Here is a 21,012-nt window from a genome sequence, read left to right as displayed (position 1 = left end):
CCTTCATGTAAGAAGGAGCTTTTCTTATATTTTTCCATTATATTTCCTACCATCATTATGCTCTTGCTGCTGCTTCTCTGTCATACGCTTTTGATATGCTCGATCTTTTGCACTTACATGATTTGCATCTGTCGGAAGATTCTTTTTTGAACGCCCTACTCCATTGCTCATCTCTTTCACCTCTTATATTTTTTACTTCATTTTATTGTCAGCTAGTATCGCTCTCCTTATACAAAAATAAGAGAAGCATTTCACTTCTCTTATTCCTTCACATATTTCTGAAACATATCATGCAATCCTTGATTTACAAGGTGAGAGATTTGCTCGTCAGATTTGTCTGGATAACGATCACGTAACCTAATAGATGCTTTCACCATTAAATTTTCTAATACCGAACGGCCACCTTCTCCGTAAATAATTTCAGCATATTCTACAAGCCTTCCGTCCTCTAATGTTGCTGGATTATGATTAAAGAAAAATTTACTCATTGTCTCCACCCTCCTTTTGATAACGTTTATATTTATATAAATTATTTATGTTATTTTTTCACAATATTGTATGCATGTATAGATGATTCGTTTCATTATAAGATAACATATCAATAAGAATAGCATAGATTTTCGTCAATTTTGTGAACAACCCGAAGGAATGAAAGCGTTTTAATTATTATACAACAAAAAAATCCCCTACGCTAGATACAATCTTTTCATCAATTGCAAATAAGCCCTCTTATTTCTTTTGTTAATCTTATACAATATTCAAACATTCTATTGTAAAATATAGGTACAAATCAAGGAGGGCAAAAATGAATCAAAATAAAAAAGCTATATACGACATTGTTTTTTATCTCGTCTTTCCTTTTCTTATTTGGAAATTCGCAAAAGCACATATTGACCCCTACTATGCAATGCTAATTTCTTCTGTACCAGGTATTCTGTATACACTGTACACGTTCAAAAAAGAAAGGCAGTTCAATATTACAGGTTTCTTTATTCTCATCACCCTTATCGCGAATACAACTGTAGATTTATTATCCGGTTCCGCTGAGAAAATGCTTTGGAATGACGCCTATTATCATATCGTACTTGGGTGCATTGTGATTTGCACAATTTTTATAAAGAAGCCACTTATGTTATATTTTGCAGCTGATATTGCCGCGCTGCAAGGACATGATCGTGACAAAAGTCGTGCTCTGTATCGCAATAAGCGCATCTATCCTGCCTTGCAATATTTAACATTATTTTTTGGCCTCCAATTCATTTTGAAAAGCTTTTTAAAAATCTATTTCATTTCTGTTTTCGGCGTAGATGGATATGGTGAAATGAGAGCAATTATGACTGCTGTCGGTTGGGGAATCTCTATATGTATCGGTATCGGATTTGTATGGGTAAACAATAAAATACACACAGTCACTGAGGAACACGGGTCAATGTAAAATATAAAAATCCCCCGGCATGTGTCATGCTGGGGGATTTTTATAGGTATAAATCTGTCGAATTAATGACAAGTATATACTCGTCGAGAAAGATTGTACTATACCATTTACCACAATTACTAGCGGTAAATGATTCCAATTGTGATTAGCTTAATTTTTTTCTTTTCTTTTTAACATTTTGATAAAGCAAAGCGGCACTAAGTGGCATCATACCGAACCATCTGTTTAAAAACGGCGCTTTTTCTGCACGGCGCTGCTCTTTCTTCTGTTTTCGATCCTCTTTTGGAGCATCCATATAAGATACAAATTGTTGCGTTACAAAACGCACATAATCATTAGTAGACATGTTTTTATCACCTCTACTTGAATAGTGTACCCACTTTTTCATGAATTAATCCGACGAAGAATTTCTTCCGTAACCTCTTGTATACTTTTATTTGTCGTATCAATCTGTATCACTGCCTCTTCATAAAAAGCACGACGTTCTTCAAACTTCGCTACAAAAGCTTCGACATTCTCCTTTTGAAATAGCGGGCGCGTTATATCTTCATGCAGCCGATCTGCAATTACATAAGGATCACAATATAAATATACAACTGTTCCATTCTCTTTCATCCACTCGCGATTCTCTATGCGCTCAACAATACCACCGCCTGTTGTAATAATTACATCCTTCGTTGGTAATGAGCAAAGCATCTCACTTTCATATTGCCGAAATGAACGCTCTCCTTCTTTTGCAAAAATATCACGAATCACTCGCCCTTGCTTCTCTTCAATTTTCTGATCTGTATCTATGACGTCAATACCAAGCTCTTTACTTAATGCCTTGCCAATTGTCGTTTTACCTGCTCCCATATACCCCGTTATATAAATAGCTCTCATGTTCATATCCTCTTTTCTATTCAATCGTGCCCAAAGTTTTATTTGTATTATAACGAAAGATTCTGCTTGTGATATAGATTTCTGATCTAAAATAACGGAAAATTGTAATTCCATACAAACATAAATTCCTCAATATCACTCTCATATTCCTCCATTTGAATCATCAAATTTTACAGTAGATAATCCAAAATGAAAAACATTTTGTTCTATGATGATGGCAATAGAACAAAACGTACTATAGACAGATCAATTTTTCCTGAAAGGTAGGCGCTGACTATGAAAGAAAAAGTGAGATTCCATTTTCTTCTGCCACTTCTATACACGGTCAGCCCCTTTCCTTCCTCTAAAAAATGACAACTCTCTGCTAAGGTTTGATTTTATCCTCTACAGTCCACTGCTTCATTGCTCATCTAACCAATTGATAATCTTTTTCGTAACAGTATCATATTGAAAACTCGCTTTGTATAAGCGTCCTGCCTTAACGATACACTGTAATTCCACAAAAACAACGTCTTTTTCAAAGACATATCGTCCTCTTGCTTCTCCTTTTTCATAAACAAACGAAAAAGTATCATGCATCTCATTATTCTGTAAATCTGCCTTCACATCTGAAATCACTTGATCAACCATTTCTTCCAATGCAAAATTTTGCTCTGCTTCTATATAAAATTTTTTATCAGATAAAAGCATATTCGTTTCATAAATAAAAAATGACATAAGTAAGAAAAGAAGAATGAGCGTTCCAGGCATAACAAAACCAGCTTGCTTTCTCATACCGCTATCTCAATTGTATCATAACGTATTGCCACGCCATGATATACCTTTCCAGTTATATCTTGCACCCGTATCGATAACAAATGAGGAGTTAATTCATAAGCAATAGAGTCTACCTTTTGTAATATAATTTCTCTTCCTCTCCCGTTTACTTTTCGAACAATGTTATGATCGAGATTCTCATACGTGATGACGTCTCCATTTTCTAACTGAAACCGCAGAACTCGCGCCGCTTCCTCCAATACTATAACCTTTCCTCGCTGCACTTCACGAAATTCCAATTGTACTTGTCCCATAAATACATCCCATTCCCAATCATTTAATTCTTTTGCATATGCTTTTTCCATAAATAGACTATGAAAACGAGGTACTAATAGAAAAAAAAGAGAGAGGAAGAATAAACATATAAGCATTTCTAATAATGTAAAACCCTTCTCTCCCTTTTTTATTTTTGAATATGACGACATTGCTCCATCCTTCTTTGTTTCACATCCCTCCAGCTCGTACATACTTCTTCTCCTTTCCAATGCACGTTATACAATGTATCATCTATCTTTTCTTCCTTTGTTCGCCTGTCTTGATTTTGATATACATATAATGCAGCTTCCCTCTTTAACAGTAGTTGCGCTTTATAACGAAGATATATGTTTTTTCTCTCTTGCATGATCAGTAATGTTTGGGGAAGTAATACTGATATTGCCATCATTAACAAACTTAATGCTACGAGCATTTCGAGCATAATTGATCCTCTTTGGCACTTCACGATACGTAAATCTCCCTCTCCCTAGCTGGAATACAATTTCATAAGTATACTCTCGATAAGAAAGTAAGATTGTACCACCTCGATTAATATTTCCTCTTGCATTATAGGTCATAGGATTTGGAAAAGTATGCAAATTAATTTTTAAGTTTTTATCATACTCACGAGTAATCAGAAATGTATCTTTTCCTGATTCACCAATTGCATATACATGTTTATCCTGAAACCAACGCAATGTATAATGACTGTGATGACTGATCGCTAATTGCTGCATATACAAAATATCTTGTGAAAGCTGTTTTAAAAATTGTTCTACCTTTTGTTTTTCATACAGTGGTGTGACATTAAAATATGCGACAACACTTAATATCGAAATCATAAATAGAACGAGAAGCATTTCTAAAAGCGTAAATCCACTTTGCTTCACGACTTACTAACAATTACCTTTCCATCATTTGAAATACTGATTACTTCCCCTTTTGGACAAGTAGTGGAAGTAATATACTCTTCTTTCACTAATTCATCTATAGTAGGTATTTTATTATTCTGTAATTGGTATGCTTGTACTTGAGCTTCCACTGATTTCACATAGGCATCGCAGCCCTTCCCTTGTACCGCGGAACGTTGCTGAATTACGTTTGGGATAATTAAAAGCAACAATACAGCGATCACAACCATAACTAATAACATTTCTAGCAAAGTAAAGCCTTTTTCCTCCTTCATACAAATAACCTCCTATATAGAGTTCATCATTTGAAACATAGGCATAATCATCGCTAAATACATAAACACGACAATAATGCCGATACAGACAAATAACAGCGGCTGAATCACAACGAAAATACGATTCATTTTCCCTTCCATTTTTTCAATCATCAATTCACTATAGTCTCCTAATTCTGCTGCTAAATTTCCATTTTTTTGTCCATGTGCAATGACGTAAGATAGATCTGCTTCATAATATCCGCTCTTCATAATGATAGAATCTAATGGTTCTCCAGCCATTAATCGCTCCTCAATTCGAGCTGCTTCATATTGAAAAAACGGATGATGTCTTTGTTTACTCATGAGCGTTAAAGCTTCAAGTACCGATAATCCCCCTTGCAATAATCCACTCAGTTGAACAGAAAGATAATGAGAATGCGTAGAAATTAAAAATGTTTTACTAAGAGGAATCCGAAGTAAAATATTTACTCTTTGGACAGGAGGAAGTTTTCGAAGATAGAATACATATACACAAAATCCCACTAGTACTGTTAGAAAAAAGCCAGCTATTATATACGGAAGGGTTTGAATAAAGGAGATAATGGAATCTGTAAAAGAGGTGGTAGATGTACGTAAAGAACTGTATAGTATTTCAAATTGTGGGAGAAGGATAAAATGAAATACAGCAAGTATTCCAATTAAGAACACGGATAAAAAAATAGGATAACGAAGTACTTTTATCATCTCCTTTTGATGTTTATTTTTCCTCTGAAGCAGTAAACTTCCTTGTCGCAACGCAAACGAAATATCACCGTGCTTCTGTGCATAAAATAAATAACTCAATATATCTGGATGGAACATCAATTGATGAAAAGCATCATGTAAACTCTGCCCATTTTTCAACTCTTCTGTCATATGTTGTAGTTGTAAACGCTTCTGCGAAGATAATTGAAATTGTAAAAACTCTAACGCTTGTAAGAGCGAATAGCCTTTTTCCAATAAATCTCCTAACCTTTTTAAAAGCATAACTTGTTCATCTAATCGCCATTTTTTTCTATTAAACATAAACATCCTCTTCTAAAAATCCTAAAGCATAGCCTTTCTTTAATGAAGATTGTAATGTTTCATAGCGATACACCACACGTTCGCCATTCGCTTCGCGAATGGCTTTCTTCAATTCATGACCATATAGCAACTCATAAATGCTTGCTTGCCGTACTTGGCGTATCGATTTACATAATGGTGAACACTTCCCTTTACAAAACGGACATTTCAACTCTACAAGGCGCTGAGCGGCTACAGCTAATAACGACTGTTCAATTTCCTGTCTGCTAATTCCAAAATCCATCAAGCGCAATACAGCACCTTTCGCATCATTTGTATGCAGCGTTGTCATTACTAAATGACCTGTTAAACTTGCACGTACAGCCACTTTTGCTGTTTCTTCATCACGAATTTCCCCCACTAAAATAATATCTGGGTCATGCCGTAAAATTGCCTTTAAACCTGTCTCATACGTAATCCCTGCTTTTTCATTAATTTGAATTTGTAATAAACCGTTCTTTCTTTTCTCCACCGGATCTTCCAATGTAACAATCCGGCGTGTTTGACCTTTTTTGGCAACTTCTAATAACGCATACATTGTTGTTGTTTTTCCAGATCCAGTTGGTCCTGTAAATATAAGCAATCCATGTGAGTGATGTAAAAAAGAGAGCAGTTTCTTCGCTGAACTCGGGAATAAAGAGAGATGTGATAATGGTTGGATAGACGCTTGCAAATGCAAACGAATAACGAGGCTTTCCAAATATACTGTAGGAAGTGTGGATAATCGTAAATGTACTTCTTGACCATCAATTTGTAAATAAAGTGAGCCATTTTGTGGTTTACGCCTTTCTCCAATATCCATAGAAGCTAAAAATTTGAAATGTGAAATGAGTCTCTCTCCAAACTGCTTTTCAATATAATGTTTCGTCATTAAGTCCTGTCCAATGCGCAATTGAATCATTACATTCTCCCGATTGGGTACAATGTGTAAATCAGATGCCTGTACTGCACAAGCTTCTTTCATAATCTTATTGGCAAAATGTTCAATATCATTCATTAGACTCCCTCCTCACTATGTATATATCACGCATAAATCAAAAAGAAAAATAACGAAATTCTTATTTTCTCTGTACTAAAAAGCTAAAATATATTTGTGAAATTATGAACAATTTCTGAATTGTTGACTAAATTTACCTATAAGCAATATTATCTGTATTATAATGTTAATATCTTGGATAAAGTTAAAAAGGTGGAGATCCTAATGGAACAAGCTTTAAAAATTACAGGTGTATTATCTGATCCAACTCGTTATTATATTTATAAATATATTTCACAAAAGCATAGTTATGTAACGGTACAAGAAATTGCCGAGGAGTTTAATATTCATCCGAACGTAGCACGTCTGCATTTATCAAAATTAGAAGATGTAAATATATTGAAATCAGAAACAAAAAAAACAGGAAAAGGCGGAAGACCAAGTCGACTATATATATTATCTGAAGATGTCATTCAGCTTCAGTTCCCATTTCGAGACTATCAATTATTAGCAAACATTTCCTTAAATGCTCTCCTTAGCCTTGGTGAACCTGGAAAGAAAGCGCTATACGAAACCGGTAAACAGTTAGGTAAAGAAATTATGGAACAACATATGCAGCGTTTGAATGTTCATGAAGCTTCTTTAACATTAGAACATAAAGTACAAATTGCAAAAGAAGCATTATCAACAGCTGGCTTGTCTCCTTCGTTTGAATTAAGTACAGATGGCACAAAAGTTTTCTATAATGTGTATAACTGTCCGTTTAAAGAAGTTGCGGTTCGTCATCCAAATGAAGTTTGTAATATGCATGGGGATATGATGAAAGGAGTTTTTGAAGTTCTATTCCCTCATATGGAATTACAGCGCCATGATAATTTGCTAGATGGCTGTAAATCTTGTAACTACACAGTGAATCTTTAATATTACGTTAAACTAAATGTGTCAAAAAGAAGTCAATTTTATGTGGCTTCTTTTCTTTTTTTCGCAAATATTTACAATAGTAAGAAAAATGAATTATAATAAGAAGGGGATTACTTTTTTTAGAAAAGGAGGGAGATTGCATGGAGCGCATGTTTCGCGTTCTTGGCTTTTGGACTGGAATTTTCTCAGTAATGTTTTACTTAGGGGATATGTACGCTACAGCACTACTATTTTTAGGACAAACAGGATTTTTTGTACTTTTAAGTTATTTAAAGTTGACAGAGCGTATGTATATATACGTATTCGGAGCATATTTAACAGTCTTCTTCATCGGATTTACATACTATACAACATTTTTATTTATTCCTGGAACTGGACATTAGAAAGATGGCAAGTTGCCATCTTTTTTTATTTTCCACAATCACCTAGTTGACTTATAGGATTTCTTGAAATATATTTATATAACAGATGGAATGAAGGGGGAATCAACTTGAATACACTGCTAATCGGAATTAATATTGCCGTCATGCTCATCTTAGTTGGCGTATTATACTATATGCAACGTAAGCATGTATCTTTTAATAAACGTGTATTTACTGCTTTAGGAGTCGGAATTACATTTGGTCTTATTTTACAATTCATTTACGATCCTACTTCTAAAGTTATCATTGAATCAAACAACTGGTTTAGTTTAATTGGTAGCGGTTATGTGAAATTGCTACAAATGATTGTTATGCCACTTATTTTAGTTTCTATTATTTCAGCATTTACGAAATTAAAGTTAACAAACAACCTTGGTAAAATTAGTGGACTGATTATCGGTATTTTAATCCTTACAACGGGAATTGCAGCCGCTGTCGGTATTGCCGCAAGCGCGGGATTCGACGTACAGGCAACTGGTTTACAACAAGGGGATGCAGAAACTGCTCGTTTAAAAGCGGTAGAAGAGAAATTCACTTCTATCGAACAAACACCAGTTCCACAAAAATTGTTGGAACTACTGCCTACAAATCCGTTTCTTGATTTAACAGGCGCACGTCCAACTTCAACAATTTCTGTTGTCATCTTTGCTGCTTTCATCGGCATTGCTTATCTTGGCGTAAAACGTAAATATCCAGAGCAAGCAGATGTATTCAAAAAAATGCTTGATGCTGTATATGCAATCGTTATGCGCATCGTAACATTAATTTTACGCCTTACACCATACGGCGTGTTAGCTCTTATGACAAAAACAGTGGCAGGTAGCGATGTAAATGCGATTTTAAAACTTGGTAATTTTGTTTTAGCATCTTATGTAGCTCTTATTGTCATGTTTATCATTCATTTATTATTAATTGGACTCTCTGGTTTAAATCCAATTCAATACGTAAAAAAGGTATTTCCAGTATTAACGTTCGCATTCACTTCTCGCTCTAGCGCTGGTGCAATGCCATTAAATATTGAAGCACAAAAAGAAAAACTTGGTGTCTCAGAAGGAATTGCAAACTTTGCTGCTTCATTTGGGGTATCAATCGGTCAAAACGGTTGTGCTGGTATTTACCCAGCAATGCTTGCTATGATGGTCGCTCCAACTGTTGGAATTGATCCATTACAGCCGCAATTTATTTTAACATTAATCGCTGTTGTTGCAATTAGCTCATTCGGCGTTGCTGGCGTAGGAGGCGGAGCAACATTTGCAGCATTAATCGTACTGTCTACAATGAACTTACCAATCAGTATTGTCGCTCTTGTTATCTCTGTGGAACCATTAATTGATATGGGCCGCACAGCTCTGAACGTGAGCGGATCTATGACAGCAGGCCTTATTTCTAGTAAATGGCTTGGTGAGTTAGATCATCATACTTATGACCAAACTGAACAGACAGAAGAAGTTGCTTCATAATAAAAAGACTCTAACATGATAAAACATGTTAGAGTCTTTTTATTCTTTTCCTTTCCAATATCATCTATCACCAAAAAGGAAATCACTCCTTTCACCATGACACACGTTTTCATCGCCTATTGTCCGTTCTTCTACAAATAGCCATTTTTCTCACACCATGCATGAAATTGTCCTACATCTCTCCCCACTAAAATAATATCCTTTAACTCTACATCAATAGCATAATTATCAATGACAATCCTGAATGTTTGACCTGACTATTTTCTACTTTCTTCACAATTCCTATTTTATTTCGATACGATCCATCTTTATATATATATTTTTTATCCTACAATATCAAAATTCAAGACTCTCTCCTCTTTTATTGCAAATCGAATAGAAGGTTTCCTTTCATCACGTTATTTCTGTATATATGTGATAAAACAAAAAAGAGTCCTTCCTTTATTACAATTATTTTTTCTTTATTTCATTTTGGTAAATTATACGTAAAAATATAGAATCACACACTTGAAAACGCTTACTCAAAATATTTACATGGTATAATAAAAAAGTAGAACTTCGTAAAGAGGGAGACAAATGGATATAAAAATTATCACAAAAGTAATCGAAGCATTAAAATCTTATGGATTTCAAGATGTAACATACTGCGAAGAAACAAAACAATTTTTATTTCATAATCAAACTGATATTATGAACGGCTATGCAGAAATCACATATAGTAGTCAATTTGAAAAATTCAACGTGCAAATCCACCCGATTGAAACACATCATCAAGCGGAGTTACAAGAAGTTGAAAAACACATTCAATCTTGCATACGTAAAGTAGAATATTTAAATGCTCTTCTGACAGGACAAAAAAAATTAAATAAAAAAGTTATGATGATGTAAAAAGAACGTGATAATTATCACGTTCTTTTTACATCATCATTCATTCAATTTCCATCTTTTCTTTCAATTGCAGACCTGTAACAGACTCTAATACATCCATCGCTTCTCTAATGGTCATATCAAAAATAGCCTTGTCTTCCATGTACGGAAATTCTTTAAAACGCTTTTCCAACATCTTTACAATATCTGATGTAAATAACGAACTATCAATGCCAAACTCCGTTTCCAGAAGAACAATCCAATCTAAAACATGAAATCCTAGTCCGTTTATAAATGTAATCAGTTTCTCTTTAGGCTGTGAAGTTAAAAATACATAACGCTCCATTTCTCCAAATAGCTGTTCACCTAAAACGTCTGCGATTTCCTCATCGTGTTCATGACTCACAATTTCATCATACCCATAGTCATCAACAAGCTCTTCTATTTCCTCTCCATCTACACAAAGTAATTGACTGCGACTTGCGTCCTTTTTAAATGCACTTTTTTGTACAACTTCTAAAAAACTTGTGTTCCATCCCTCTTGTAGTTTCATCTTGGTAACTCCTTTATTTTTAAATATATATTTTGCTGAAACTTCTCTTTCGCTCTTTCGTTACAAACTCTCACCTGATCAGACAAAACAGAAGCATTACATATAGACTGATTCACATACACAGGTGGATCGATCAGACGAGCCTTTCCGCTCTTGTAACAAATATCATAGTCTTGTCTATTCTCTTCTAATAATATCCCTGGATGCAATTTATGTAACAAATTTATTATCTCATCATCTTGGCATCGTTTTAATTTTTCAAGTAACTGCTCATCCTCCAATAAAAAATCTTCTATATCAATTCGCTTTCTTTTTAATGCAATCTGTAATGCTTCCGTTAATAAATGGTAACTATACGAACCTAATGGATGTAAAAAGAAATCAATTGTTTCTTTATAATATGTTTCTGTAAACCACTCAGCAGCTTCTATAGACCGTAAACAAATTTGTTGGTCTCGAACAGTTAACTCCTTTAAAAAAGTAGAAACTTCCTGTTTTGAAATCATTCCATATGTATATAAATCGCGAAGCGTATAATCTATTCGATCTGCACATAAGGCCGGTAATGGCTGTTCTAATAGCTTCCATTGTTCCCAATTTTGCAGTACTTTAGAATCATATCCATACTTTTGTAAAATACGAGGTATCTCTGAATTTTCGATAACTGTTTCAAAAATAAGTTCATGATAGTCCTCATCTTTTTTATGTAACACTCGATCAACAACATGTGAAAAAGCCGTATGAGATACATCATGTAACAAAGCGGCAACCTGTTCAGCTTCACTTCCACCTAACATTTTCACAAGAAGCATAACACCGACAGAATGTTCAAAGCGGGTAACATTCCAATTTGGATTTACTAAAAAACTAGCCCCAGCTTGATGAACTTTTTTTAACCTTTGCATCGCTTTCGTTTCGATAAGTTCTTCTAATATACCCCCTATTTCAAAAGTGCCGTATACCGTATCATGAACTTGCATTATACCACATCCTTGCTTATGTAAGAGACAAACGCCTCATTTCGCCTTGAAAAATATGAATCTCTGGTAGGTGATAAAAGGTAGCTTGAAGAGAATTATGTTTATGATACAGATAAATTTTTTCTCTAAGGCAATCGCCATCCCAATCTCAATATGACTCCCATATCCTCCATCTAACAAAAGTAGAAAAACATCAGCTTCTTGTATCGCTTGTTTTTCTGCTTGACCAATCTGTTGTAATTGTTCTTTATCCCGCTATGTTAGGGCAGTAAGACTCCCACCTCAAGATTCAGAAAGAAGCAAGAAAGATAGGTGAGAGTAGGGCTGCCCGTAACAGCCCGATTGGTGAGGGCTCATAATCAGTGGGGGATGAAGAACCCCCCACTGATTAAAGTTTCACTTTATGTACAACTCTTTCATATTGTGTCCAATCATATGTCTGTTTCCAATCTATTTCTTTTAACTTATTCGCTACAAGCCGAACGAGGTCTTTATTTTGAAAACTGGAAGCGATGTAAAACTTCATCCTAATCTCACTCCTTATTTACAAAAGATAAAAGGAAATTCTTTTTATCACCAAAGACTTCAATAAATTGAGCCTGATAAAAAAATCCCCATCTTTATAACTTATTTTACGTTTAAATGATGGGGCCTTTCATGGTCTTCTTTTATTTTCTGTTTTTTATGATTTTCATGCACTAACATATCTAGCTCAGCTGTTATTTCTGATTTCTCTAAATTTCTTTCTTGTGAAAATTTCCTCGAAATATACATCATAACGCTACCAACGTAAAGGACAAAACATATAATAAGAGCAGTATTTTCATAGAGACTCAGCTCCATCATAGTCACTCCTTATCCATTCTTATTTTCACGCTTAAAGAACTGGAATTTCCTTATTAAATATCTGTTATTGTAACATAAATACAGCAATTCTTCGAACCTTTCATTCTACTGAAAAAGACATGATTTTTTTAGAAATCATGCCCCTGTAATACAGTTTATAATGGTCTGTATTGCATCTTTTCATACTATAGTACACTAAAATATCTTGCTTCAGGATGAGAAAATACCATAGCTGTTACAGATGCCTCCGGCTCCATCATAAATCCTTCTGTTAATGAAATACCTATTTCCTCAGGATGAATGAGGCGAAATAACTTTTCCTGGTCAGCAAGTTCAGGACATGCAGGGTAACCAAAGGAAACTCGAATTCCTCTATATTTTGTACGGAACCGCTCTTCCATCGTCATCTCAGGAGCGTCGGGAATCCCCCAGCGATCCCGAATTAACATATGTGTTTTTTCAGCGAGCCCTTCGGCTAGTTCTAATGCTAACGATTGAATGGCATGACTGCGTAAATAATCTCCCTTTCTCTTCCATTCCTCCGCAACGTTGCGAACTCCTTCCCCGACTGTAACAGACAAGAAGGCAACATAATCCATCTCCTCACCAACAGGACGTAAATAATCTCCTAACGTACGGTACGGCGCTTTCATTTGCCGTGGGAATGAGAAACGCTCTAATACGCGTGTATGATCTTCTGGGTCATAGATGATAATCGTCTGTCCATCACTTTGAGCAGGGAAAAACTGATATATAGCTTTTGGACGTAACCAAGATTGTTCTTCCTGCAATAACTCATCAATTAAATCATTTAACTCATGTGCTCGTTTATCACCTTCTCTGAGCAGTTTTTTTACATTTCCTCTTAAGCCAAGGTGATGCCCAATTAACATTTGCCTATTTAAAAATGGAGAAAGATGTGAAACAGGAATATCACGAAGTACGACCCGTTTTGTTGAGTCTGGCACCATGACTTTTGCTTTCGACAACGGCTCAATCACTGCTGGGATTTCTACTTTCTTCTCTTCCTGTTTCACAACATGAAGATGACGTTCCTTTTTATTCTGCTTCATTTTTTCTCGCTCTTCTTCTTTTTGTAATCGATTCATAATATCAAGACCTGTCATTGCATCACTTGCATATAATACAAGACCATCATAAGAAGGAGAAATACGATTATCTGTAAATTTTCTTGTTAATGCCGCCCCCCCTACAACAATCGGAATATTAATATTTGCTGCTTTTAAATCTTCTGCAGTTTTAACCATTTGTTGCGCTGATTTTACTAACAGACCAGAAAGCCCAATGATGTCGGGTTTCTTTTCCTTTACTTCTTGAACGATACGATCAGAACGAACATTGATTCCTAAATTAATAATTTCATACCCATTATTTGATAAAATAATGTCAACAAGGTTTTTCCCAATGTCATGTACATCTCCTTTTACAGTCGCTAATAACACTTTCCCTTTTTTAGCGCTATCACTAGATTCCATATGTGGTTCTAAATAGGCAACTGCCGCTTTCATACTTTCAGCGCTTTGCAATACTTCAGCAACGATTAGCTCATTATTATTAAACAATCGACCTACTTCATCCATACCTGCCATAAGCGGACCATTAATAATATCAAGAGGTTTTCTTCCTTCTTTAAGTGCGCAGCTTATATCATCTTGTAACCCTTGCTTCGTCCCTTCTACAATGTAGTTTGCTAGTCGTTCATCGAGCGTTAATGTTTCTTGAACAAGCACATCTTTCTTCTTTGCACTTCTATAAAAGTTCGTAAATTCTTCTAATGTTTCTTTCGATGTTTCAAATAATAATGCATCCGCGAGCTTTTTCTCTTCCTCTGGAATCGAAGCATAGCGCTCTAATTTTTCTGTATTTACAATCGCATAATCTAATCCAGCTTTTGTCGCATGATACAAAAATACAGAGTTTAATACTTCACGCCCAGCTGGCGGTAATCCAAATGATATATTACTGACTCCTAAAATCGTTAAGCATTCTGGTAATGCTTCCTTAATAAGACGAATTCCTTCAATCGTTGCGGCTGCCGAGCCAATATATTCTTCATCACCAGTTCCAACTGGAAAAACAAGCGCATCGAAAATAATATCGGAAGGACGTATCCCATATTTCTTTGTTAATAATTCATAACTCCTTTTTGCAATTTCCAATTTTCTTTCTGTACGAACTGCCATTCCTTCTTCATCGATTGTTCCGACTACAATAGCTGCACCGTATTTTCGAATAAGCGGCGTAACCTGCTCAAATCGTTCTTCTCCATTTTCTAAGTTAATTGAATTAATAACACCTTTTCCTTGTATATATGTCAGAGCCTTCGCCATCACCTTTTCATCTGTAGAGTCAATCATAATGGGTACTTTTAAGACTTTCGTAACTTCCGCTAAGAAGTTTTCCATATCTTCGACTTCATCACGATCCGGATCTGCCATACAAATATCAATAATATGTGCATTTTTCTTCACTTGCGCTCGTGCGATTTCTGCTGCCTCTTCAAAATTCCCTTCCGCTACTAATCGTTTAAACTTTCTGGAGCCAATTACATTCGTTCTTTCCCCAACAAATAATGGTCTCATCGAATCATCATATTGCAATGCCTCTAATCCACTAATTCCATGTCCTGCTCGCTCATCGTACTGACGAGGCTTACAAGATGCTAGCGTCTCCTTTATTGCTCTTATATGTTCTGGTGTTGTGCCACAACAGCCTCCAATAATATTAATCCATCCTTCTTCAGCAAAACTTTTCACCTTCTCAGCAAGTGAAGAGGGCGACTCATGATAATGGCCATCTTCATCAGGAAGACCTGCATTGGGGTAACAAGAAATATAGCATTCTGACAACTCAGAAAGAGACCGAATATGTTCGCGCATAAATTCTGGTCCAGTTGCACAATTTAGGCCAACTGATAATGGATTCATATGTTCCACTGATAAATAAAACGCCTCAATTGTTTGTCCTGCTAAAGTTGTTCCCATCGGCTCAATGGTCCCAGAAATCATGAGAGGCACTGTTTGATGTAACTGTTCAAATGCGTTTTGAATTCCTAAATAGGCTGCTTTTACATTGCGCATATCTTGACTTGTCTCAATAAGCAATAGATCGACACCACCGCGTAGCAATCCCCTTGCTTGCCTTGTATAAGCTTCCATTAGCTCGTCAAACGTTACACCACCAGTGACACTAATCGCCTTCGTTGTTGGTCCCATTGCACCAGCTACATATACTTCTTTCTGACTTTCTTTCACAGCTTGCCTTGCTAAAAGTGCCGCTCTTTCGTTTAACTCTTCATCTAAATGAGACAATTTATAATCACTTAATACAATATTCGTCGCACCGAATGTATTGGTCTCAATGATATCCGCACCCGCATCAATATAAGCCTTATGGATATTCAAAATAAGATCTGGTCTTGTTTTTACTAAATATTCATTGCATCCTTCGTATTCTTCCCCACCGAAATCATCAGCTGTTAAATCGGCTTGTTGAATCATCGTTCCCATTGCACCATCTAATATTAAGATTTCTTGCTGCAATCTTTCTTCAATTCGTCTCATTTGTTACTTCCTCTCTCACTTCTTGTTTTTCCTTTATATATTTCACAAGATGTTCTGTAATCTCATATTTTAAAAATGGCGTAATAAGATAAATGCCACGAAAATATTTCAATGCTTCATCAATTAACTCCTGTGCAATACTGATCCCTTCTTCAATCGCATCCGCTTCTGTTTCATGTTCTCTCATTCTTTCTCGCACTTGATCTGGAAGCGTAATCCCCGGTACTTCAAAATGAAGAAAATCTGCATTCCGCTTGCTTACTAAAGGCATAATTCCAATAAAAATAGGTTGTTCTAAATGTTTCGTTTCTTTGTATACTCCATAAATCAACGCTTTATCATAAATAGGCTGCGTTAAGAAATATTCAGCACCCGCTGCAATTTTTCTTTCCATCCGCTTTACTGCAGCCTTTAAATGTCTTACATGCGGATTAAATGCCCCTCCGACAGAAAACCTTGTTGCCGGACCAATCGATTTCCCTAAAATAGATCGACCATCATTCATCTCCTGAATCATCTTAATAAGCTCAATAGACGATACATCATATACAGAAGTAGCCCCTGGAAAATCCCCAACCCGAGCTGGATCACCTGTTAAAGCGAGTACTTCTTCCATTCCTAGCACTGACAATCCAAGTAGATGTGATTGTAATCCAATTACATTGTGATCTCGGCACGTTAAATGAGTAAGTACTGGTATATCATGCTTCGTTAATAACGCTCCCATCGCCATATTTGAAATGCGCGGTGAAGCTAACGAATTATCAGCCAATGTAATCGCATCAGCACCTGCTCGCTTTAATGCTTTAGCTCCTTCAAAAAAACGCTGTGTATCCAATGTTTTTGGTGGATCTAGTTCAACGACAACTGTCGTTTGTTTTTTCGCTTTCTCTGCAAGAGTACTATGCGTTCTAAAGCGCTCCGAATGCGTATGAAGGATTGGCGGCCTTGAAACAACCGTCTTTTCTATAACAGGTACTTGATTGGCAATTGCACGTTTCATTCTTTCAATATGTGCCGGTGTGGTACCACAACAACCTCCTAATAAACGAACCCCCTGTTCAATAAACTTCGGTGTCATCGTCTCGAAGTAAGCCGGACTTCCTTCGTATATATAGCGTCCTTCTATATAATTTGGAAGTCCAGCATTTGGATAAGCAGATAAATAACCGTCTTTCGGAATCGAAATCATTTTTAAAGCTTCCGTCATAGGAAGTGGGCCTAATTGACAATTTAAGCCGACCACATTTGCACCATTATGTATGAGTTGTGCTAATATCTCATTTACATCATTTCCATTTTGGGTCGTACCAGCCTCATGAAGTGCTAATTGTGCCACAATCGGAATATCTGTTTGTTTTCTTAGGACTTTGATAGCATGTATGAGCTCAAATTCATCATAAAATGTTTCAAGCAGTAGCCCATCTACCTCTTCTTCTATTAACGCTCCAGCCTGTTCAAGTAGCATAAATTCTCGCTCTATATTCGTTGTCGTAACGGCACCAATATGTTTCATTCCACCAATCGTTCCTAAAATCGCATTTTGCTCCTTCGCAGCTGCTTTCGCGAGTTTTACTGCTGCTCTATTAATTTGTACAACTTGATTTTCTAAGCCATATGTACGCAATTTCGCCTCATTTGCACCATATGTATTTGTTTGAATCACATCAGCTCCAGCAGCTACATATTGTTTATGAATCGATACAATTAAATCTGGATCTGATATATTTAACTCTTCAAAACTACTTTGTAGTCCATGTGAATGCAGTAATGTACCAATTGCTCCATCACCAATTACAATCCCTTTTGATAACAAATCTAGTAATTTCACTTATCTCCCTCTTTTCTATCAATATAAAAAGTCCCCCTCTTCACCTTAAAGAGGGGGACTTCATCGATCCACCTCTTATCACGCAAAACCAATTGTTTTGCAGGTATTAGCACCGTTTCAAACATATTGTTTGAAGGTTGCCGGGTTTCACAGGGCCTTTCCCTCCACCGCTCTTAATAAGAGTTTGTTCTTACTATTTATGTTATTAAAAGGAAATCTGTTCTCCTTTAACAAAATTTGCTGATTTTCTAATAAACTTAGCATGCAAAAAAAGGAAAGTCAACAAAAAAATATAAAAAATAAAAAAATTTCAAAATAAAGTTGCAATTCTTTTATCTTTTGTTGTAAAGTTAAACACATAATAAAATTTCATACAAAGTATTCTTATCTAGAGAGGTAGAGGGACTGGCCCTATGACACCTCAGCAACCATTAACAAACTTGTTAATAAGGTGCTAATTCCAGCAAATTATCAAATAATTTGAGAGATAAGAAGAAGACTCTATTTGAATGAAAGCCTTCTTCTTTGAAGGCTTTTTTTATTTTTCTATTACCATATACTTAAATTTCCATCTCATAAAGGAGGAATGTTGCTATGTCAACAATCGAAACAACATTAGCTCAAATTGGAAACCGTAGTGAAACGGGTACAGGTACGGTAAATCCCCCTGTTTACTTTTCAACAGCCTATCGCCATGAAGGAATTGGAAAATCAACTGGATTTGATTATTCTCGAACTGGTAACCCTACACGCGGTCTTGTAGAACGCGCAATTGCTGATTTAGAAAAAGGTGATCAAGGCTATGCCTGTAGTTCTGGAATGGCGGCCGTTCTTCTTGTGCTTTCTCTATTTCGCTCCGATGATGAACTTATCGTATCTGAAGACTTATACGGAGGAACGTATCGTTTATTTTCTGAACATGAGAAAAAGTGGAATATTCGATGTAGATACGTAGATACACAATCGATTGAGCAAATTGAACACGCAATTACTTCTAAGACAAAAGCAATTTTCATCGAAACACCTACCAATCCTTTAATGCAAGTAACTGATATTCAAGCTGTTGCAACCATTGCAAAGCGTCATGGTTTACTGCTTATTGTAGATAATACTTTCTATACACCGTATATACAGCAACCTTTAACTGATGGAGCTGATATCGTTCTACATAGCGCAACAAAATATTTAGGTGGACATAACGACGTATTAAGCGGGCTTGTTGTTGCAAAAGGAAGCGGGCTTTGTGCGGAGCTTGCCCATTACCATAACGCTTCTGGTGCTGTATTGAGTCCTTTCGATTCATGGTTATTAATACGAGGAATGAAAACTTTGGCACTTCGGATGAAGCAACATGAAGAAAATGCAAATAAAATTGTGACCTATTTAAAAGAAGAAGACGGTGTAACAGACGTATTTTATCCAGGTAGAGGGGGCATGATTTCCTTTCGTCTTCGCGATGAAAAATGGATAAATCCTTTCTTACAATCTTTATCTATTATTACATTTGCTGAAAGCTTAGGTGGCGTCGAAAGTCTAATGACATATCCAGCTACACAAACACATGCTGATATTCCAACAGATGTACGAATTGCACGAGGGGTATGCAATCGTCTACTTCGTTTTTCCGTTGGCATTGAACATAGCGATGACTTAATTCAGGACTTACAGCAAGCAATTCAATATGCAAAAGAAGGTGTAAAAATATGAATTACTCTTTAGACACACTGTTACTGCATAACAAGTATAAACATGATGCACAAACCGGTGCTGTTAACGTTCCAATTTACAATACATCAACTTTTCATCAGTTTGATGTAGATTCCTTTGGAAAATACGACTATAGTCGCTCAGGTAACCCTACACGTGAAGCGCTTGAAGATATAATTGCTCTTCTTGAAGGGGGAACAAAAGGATTTGCTTTTGCCTCTGGCATTGCAGCCATTTCTACTGCCTTTCTTCTTCTCTCACAAGGAGACCATGTTCTTATATCAGAAGACGTATACGGTGGCACTTACCGAATTGTAACAGACATTCTATCACGTTATGGGATATCCCATACATTTGTCGATATGACAAACATAGATGCTGTAAAGCGAAATATAAAATCAAACACAAAAGTTTTTTATATTGAAACGCCATCTAATCCATTATTAAAGGTAACAGATATTCGCACTGTTTGTACATTAGCGAAATCTGTTGGAGCACTTACTTTCGTAGATAATACATTTTTAACACCATTATTTCAAAAACCGCTGGAGCTTGGAGCTGATGTTGTATTGCATAGCGCAACAAAATTTATCGCAGGGCATAGTGATGTAACAGCTGGATTAGCTATTGTAAAAAATAATAATCTCGCCCAAAAACTCAGCTTTTTACAAAATGCTTTTGGAGCTATATTAAGTCCTCAAGATTGCTCTCTTGTACTTCGTGGGCTGAAAACATTGCATGTACGTCTGGAACATTCAGCAATAAACGCAAGCAAAATCGCCCATTATTTCCAAAATCATAAAAAAATACAACATGTCTATTACCCAGGATTAGAATCTCACTCCGGTTATGAAATACAACGTTCACAAGCAAAATCTGGCGGAGCTGTTTTATCCTTTTCATTACAATCAGAAGATGCATTGCGCCAATTTTTATCTAACATAAAACTACCTGTACTTGCTGTAAGCTTAGGGGCTGTTGAATCCATCCTATCGTATCCTGCTAAAATGTCCCATGCAGCCTTATCGCAAGAAGCTCGCGATGAAAGAGGAATTTCTAATTCTTTACTTCGCTTATCGGTTGGACTAGAAAATGTAGACGATTTAATTACTGATTTTGAAAATGCCCTTTCCTATGTAGAAGAACCTGTAAATTTATAAAAGCTGTTTTTATCATCTTAACAAAAAACCCCACCTCAAACTCAT

The 21,012-nt window shown here is 36.0% G+C and carries 23 protein-coding genes, 3 pseudogenes and 2 riboswitches; of the genes and pseudogenes, 7 read left to right on the top strand and 19 right to left on the bottom strand.

Annotated elements, in window-relative coordinates; translation table 11 throughout:
* Positions 1-24: 24 nt before the first annotated feature.
* Together MR059_RS04820 and MR059_RS04815 are read right to left on the bottom strand one after the other, a co-directional pair.
* Positions 25-171 carry a hypothetical protein gene (locus MR059_RS04820; protein ID WP_012095377.1) on the bottom strand — a complete coding sequence of 49 codons (147 nt, stop codon included), beginning with the start codon at positions 169-171 and terminating at the stop codon, positions 25-27.
* 89 nt (positions 172-260) lie between these two features.
* Positions 261-488 (bottom strand): hypothetical protein, encoded by a 228-nt coding sequence (locus MR059_RS04815; protein WP_012095378.1) that lies wholly within the window; start codon positions 486-488, stop codon positions 261-263.
* 317 nt (positions 489-805) lie between these two features.
* Between MR059_RS04815 and MR059_RS04810 the strand changes: the two genes are divergently transcribed.
* Complete coding sequence (locus tag MR059_RS04810; RefSeq protein WP_012095379.1) at positions 806-1,435, top strand: VC0807 family protein; 630 nt, start codon at positions 806-808, stop codon at positions 1,433-1,435.
* 145 nt (positions 1,436-1,580) lie between these two features.
* On the opposite strand, the gene MR059_RS04805 is transcribed toward MR059_RS04810, so the two are convergent.
* The 9 genes and pseudogenes from MR059_RS04805 to comGA form a co-directional block, all read right to left on the bottom strand.
* On the bottom strand, positions 1,581-1,781 hold the full coding sequence (locus MR059_RS04805) for a YqzE family protein (RefSeq protein WP_048723620.1): 201 nt from the start codon (positions 1,779-1,781) through the stop codon (positions 1,581-1,583).
* A gap of 38 nt (positions 1,782-1,819) precedes the next feature.
* Positions 1,820-2,317 carry a shikimate kinase gene (locus MR059_RS04800; protein ID WP_012095381.1) on the bottom strand — a complete coding sequence of 166 codons (498 nt, stop codon included), beginning with the start codon at positions 2,315-2,317 and terminating at the stop codon, positions 1,820-1,822.
* 399 nt (positions 2,318-2,716) lie between these two features.
* Complete coding sequence (gene comGG, locus MR059_RS04795) at positions 2,717-3,091, bottom strand: competence type IV pilus minor pilin ComGG (RefSeq protein ID WP_048723614.1); 375 nt, start codon at positions 3,089-3,091, stop codon at positions 2,717-2,719.
* Entirely contained in the window at positions 3,088-3,558 is a 471-nt protein-coding gene (gene comGF, locus MR059_RS04790) for a competence type IV pilus minor pilin ComGF (protein WP_041810544.1), read from the bottom strand. The genes comGG and comGF overlap by 4 nt, the downstream gene beginning before the upstream one ends.
* Positions 3,537-3,854 carry a type II secretion system protein gene (locus MR059_RS04785; protein WP_235436438.1) on the bottom strand — a complete coding sequence of 106 codons (318 nt, stop codon included), beginning with the start codon at positions 3,852-3,854 and terminating at the stop codon, positions 3,537-3,539. The genes comGF and MR059_RS04785 overlap by 22 nt, the downstream gene beginning before the upstream one ends.
* Positions 3,832-4,278 (bottom strand): annotated as a pseudogene (gene comGD / locus MR059_RS04780) (competence type IV pilus minor pilin ComGD); the annotation flags it as partial. The gene MR059_RS04785 and the pseudogene comGD, both read right to left, overlap by 23 nt.
* Positions 4,275-4,574, bottom strand: coding sequence for a competence type IV pilus major pilin ComGC (gene comGC / locus MR059_RS04775; protein WP_012095385.1), 300 nt, complete (start codon positions 4,572-4,574; stop codon positions 4,275-4,277). The gene comGC and the pseudogene comGD, both read right to left, overlap by 4 nt.
* 12 nt (positions 4,575-4,586) lie before the next feature.
* Positions 4,587-5,627, bottom strand: coding sequence for a competence type IV pilus assembly protein ComGB (comGB, locus tag MR059_RS04770; protein WP_041810011.1), 1,041 nt, complete (start codon positions 5,625-5,627; stop codon positions 4,587-4,589).
* Positions 5,614-6,657 (bottom strand): competence type IV pilus ATPase ComGA, encoded by a 1,044-nt coding sequence (gene comGA, locus MR059_RS04765; protein WP_087095343.1) that lies wholly within the window; start codon positions 6,655-6,657, stop codon positions 5,614-5,616. Before comGA ends, comGB begins: the two co-directional genes overlap by 14 nt.
* A 204-nt stretch (positions 6,658-6,861) precedes the next feature.
* Here comGA and MR059_RS04760 point away from each other — a divergent pair, with 204 nt between their 5' ends.
* The 3 genes from MR059_RS04760 (at position 6,862) to MR059_RS04750 (ending at position 9,439) form a co-directional block, all read left to right on the top strand.
* On the top strand, positions 6,862-7,557 hold the full coding sequence (locus tag MR059_RS04760) for a helix-turn-helix transcriptional regulator (RefSeq protein ID WP_242161582.1): 696 nt from the start codon (positions 6,862-6,864) through the stop codon (positions 7,555-7,557).
* Between the two features lie 140 nt (positions 7,558-7,697).
* Positions 7,698-7,940, top strand: coding sequence for a DUF2626 domain-containing protein (locus MR059_RS04755; RefSeq protein ID WP_012095433.1), 243 nt, complete (start codon positions 7,698-7,700; stop codon positions 7,938-7,940).
* Between the two features lie 143 nt (positions 7,941-8,083).
* The gene (locus tag MR059_RS04750; RefSeq protein ID WP_269147661.1) at positions 8,084-9,439 is read left to right on the top strand and encodes an L-cystine transporter; all 1,356 of its coding nucleotides are present in this window, start codon (positions 8,084-8,086) and stop codon (positions 9,437-9,439) included.
* A gap of 131 nt (positions 9,440-9,570) precedes the next feature.
* Here MR059_RS04750 and MR059_RS04745 read toward each other — a convergent pair.
* A pseudogene (locus MR059_RS04745) lies at positions 9,571-9,786 on the bottom strand (DUF3912 family protein).
* Between the two features lie 229 nt (positions 9,787-10,015).
* Between MR059_RS04745 and MR059_RS04740 the strand changes: the two are divergent.
* Positions 10,016-10,327 carry a hypothetical protein gene (locus tag MR059_RS04740; protein ID WP_012095437.1) on the top strand — a complete coding sequence of 104 codons (312 nt, stop codon included), beginning with the start codon at positions 10,016-10,018 and terminating at the stop codon, positions 10,325-10,327.
* Positions 10,328-10,367: 40 nt separating this feature from the next.
* Here the strand turns inward: MR059_RS04740 and MR059_RS04735 are convergent, their stop codons facing one another.
* From MR059_RS04735 to MR059_RS04705, 7 genes and pseudogenes are all read right to left on the bottom strand, one after another.
* Positions 10,368-10,859 carry a hypothetical protein gene (locus tag MR059_RS04735; RefSeq protein WP_242161580.1) on the bottom strand — a complete coding sequence of 164 codons (492 nt, stop codon included), beginning with the start codon at positions 10,857-10,859 and terminating at the stop codon, positions 10,368-10,370.
* Positions 10,856-11,839: an HD domain-containing protein gene (locus tag MR059_RS04730; protein WP_048723888.1), complete on the bottom strand. Its 984-nt coding sequence runs from the start codon at positions 11,837-11,839 to the stop codon at positions 10,856-10,858. The genes MR059_RS04735 and MR059_RS04730 overlap by 4 nt, the downstream gene beginning before the upstream one ends.
* Positions 11,840-11,855: 16 nt before the next feature.
* Positions 11,856-12,091 (bottom strand): annotated as a pseudogene (locus tag MR059_RS04725) (group-specific protein); the annotation flags it as partial.
* A 136-nt stretch (positions 12,092-12,227) separates the two neighbouring features.
* Positions 12,228-12,365 carry a hypothetical protein gene (locus MR059_RS04720; RefSeq protein ID WP_012095442.1) on the bottom strand — a complete coding sequence of 46 codons (138 nt, stop codon included), beginning with the start codon at positions 12,363-12,365 and terminating at the stop codon, positions 12,228-12,230.
* 101 nt (positions 12,366-12,466) lie between these two features.
* A complete protein-coding gene (locus tag MR059_RS04715) occupies positions 12,467-12,685 on the bottom strand; it encodes a DUF3966 domain-containing protein (RefSeq protein WP_242161603.1) in 219 nt (72 codons plus the stop codon).
* 185 nt (positions 12,686-12,870) lie between these two features.
* Positions 12,871-16,269 carry a methionine synthase gene (gene metH, locus MR059_RS04710; protein ID WP_242161577.1) on the bottom strand — a complete coding sequence of 1,133 codons (3,399 nt, stop codon included), beginning with the start codon at positions 16,267-16,269 and terminating at the stop codon, positions 12,871-12,873.
* Positions 16,256-18,100: a bifunctional homocysteine S-methyltransferase/methylenetetrahydrofolate reductase gene (locus MR059_RS04705; protein WP_242161575.1), complete on the bottom strand. Its 1,845-nt coding sequence runs from the start codon at positions 18,098-18,100 to the stop codon at positions 16,256-16,258. Before MR059_RS04705 ends, metH begins: the two co-directional genes overlap by 14 nt.
* Positions 18,101-18,172: 72 nt before the next feature.
* Positions 18,173-18,283, bottom strand: a riboswitch (SAM riboswitch).
* A 198-nt stretch (positions 18,284-18,481) separates the two neighbouring features.
* A riboswitch (SAM riboswitch) is annotated at positions 18,482-18,594 on the top strand.
* A 100-nt stretch (positions 18,595-18,694) separates the two neighbouring features.
* Between MR059_RS04705 and MR059_RS04700 the strand changes: the two genes are divergently transcribed.
* Together MR059_RS04700 and metC are read left to right on the top strand one after the other, a co-directional pair.
* Positions 18,695-19,807, top strand: coding sequence for a methionine biosynthesis PLP-dependent protein (locus MR059_RS04700; protein ID WP_012095449.1), 1,113 nt, complete (start codon positions 18,695-18,697; stop codon positions 19,805-19,807).
* Positions 19,804-20,967, top strand: a complete 1,164-nt coding sequence (metC, locus tag MR059_RS04695; protein WP_012095450.1) for a cystathionine beta-lyase — start codon at positions 19,804-19,806, stop codon at positions 20,965-20,967. Before MR059_RS04700 ends, metC begins: the two co-directional genes overlap by 4 nt.
* The last annotated feature ends 45 nt before the right edge of the window (positions 20,968-21,012 follow it).

The organism is Bacillus cereus group sp. BfR-BA-01522, assembly GCF_022662635.1.
Taxonomy (GTDB): Bacteria; Bacillota; Bacilli; order Bacillales; family Bacillaceae_G; genus Bacillus_A; species Bacillus_A cytotoxicus.
The sequence above is the reverse complement of the archived record's forward strand: the minus strand, read 5'-3'. Positions and strand labels throughout refer to the sequence as shown.

What these genes read in the sequence shown, in the direction of transcription:
- MR059_RS04820 (WP_012095377.1), bottom strand. Translation starts at nt 171, where the DNA reads ATGAGCAATGGAGTAGGGCGTTCAAAAAAGAATCTTCCGACAGATGCA.
- MR059_RS04815 (WP_012095378.1), bottom strand. Translation starts at nt 488, where the DNA reads ATGAGTAAATTTTTCTTTAATCATAATCCAGCAACATTAGAGGACGGA.
- MR059_RS04810 (WP_012095379.1), top strand. Translation starts at nt 806, where the DNA reads ATGAATCAAAATAAAAAAGCTATATACGACATTGTTTTTTATCTCGTC.
- MR059_RS04805 (WP_048723620.1), bottom strand. Translation starts at nt 1,781, where the DNA reads ATGTCTACTAATGATTATGTGCGTTTTGTAACGCAACAATTTGTATCT.
- MR059_RS04800 (WP_012095381.1), bottom strand. Translation starts at nt 2,317, where the DNA reads ATGAGAGCTATTTATATAACGGGGTATATGGGAGCAGGTAAAACGACA.
- comGG (WP_048723614.1), bottom strand. Translation starts at nt 3,091, where the DNA reads ATGAGAAAGCAAGCTGGTTTTGTTATGCCTGGAACGCTCATTCTTCTT.
- comGF (WP_041810544.1), bottom strand. Translation starts at nt 3,558, where the DNA reads ATGTCGTCATATTCAAAAATAAAAAAGGGAGAGAAGGGTTTTACATTA.
- comGC (WP_012095385.1), bottom strand. Translation starts at nt 4,574, where the DNA reads ATGAAGGAGGAAAAAGGCTTTACTTTGCTAGAAATGTTATTAGTTATG.
- comGB (WP_041810011.1), bottom strand. Translation starts at nt 5,627, where the DNA reads ATGTTTATGTTTAATAGAAAAAAATGGCGATTAGATGAACAAGTTATG.
- comGA (WP_087095343.1), bottom strand. Translation starts at nt 6,657, where the DNA reads ATGAATGATATTGAACATTTTGCCAATAAGATTATGAAAGAAGCTTGT.
- MR059_RS04760 (WP_242161582.1), top strand. Translation starts at nt 6,862, where the DNA reads ATGGAACAAGCTTTAAAAATTACAGGTGTATTATCTGATCCAACTCGT.
- MR059_RS04755 (WP_012095433.1), top strand. Translation starts at nt 7,698, where the DNA reads ATGGAGCGCATGTTTCGCGTTCTTGGCTTTTGGACTGGAATTTTCTCA.
- MR059_RS04750 (WP_269147661.1), top strand. Translation starts at nt 8,084, where the DNA reads ATGCTCATCTTAGTTGGCGTATTATACTATATGCAACGTAAGCATGTA.
- MR059_RS04740 (WP_012095437.1), top strand. Translation starts at nt 10,016, where the DNA reads ATGGATATAAAAATTATCACAAAAGTAATCGAAGCATTAAAATCTTAT.
- MR059_RS04735 (WP_242161580.1), bottom strand. Translation starts at nt 10,859, where the DNA reads ATGAAACTACAAGAGGGATGGAACACAAGTTTTTTAGAAGTTGTACAA.
- MR059_RS04730 (WP_048723888.1), bottom strand. Translation starts at nt 11,839, where the DNA reads ATGCAAGTTCATGATACGGTATACGGCACTTTTGAAATAGGGGGTATA.
- MR059_RS04720 (WP_012095442.1), bottom strand. Translation starts at nt 12,365, where the DNA reads ATGAAGTTTTACATCGCTTCCAGTTTTCAAAATAAAGACCTCGTTCGG.
- MR059_RS04715 (WP_242161603.1), bottom strand. Translation starts at nt 12,685, where the DNA reads ATGATGGAGCTGAGTCTCTATGAAAATACTGCTCTTATTATATGTTTT.
- metH (WP_242161577.1), bottom strand. Translation starts at nt 16,269, where the DNA reads ATGAGACGAATTGAAGAAAGATTGCAGCAAGAAATCTTAATATTAGAT.
- MR059_RS04700 (WP_012095449.1), top strand. Translation starts at nt 18,695, where the DNA reads ATGTCAACAATCGAAACAACATTAGCTCAAATTGGAAACCGTAGTGAA.
- metC (WP_012095450.1), top strand. Translation starts at nt 19,804, where the DNA reads ATGAATTACTCTTTAGACACACTGTTACTGCATAACAAGTATAAACAT.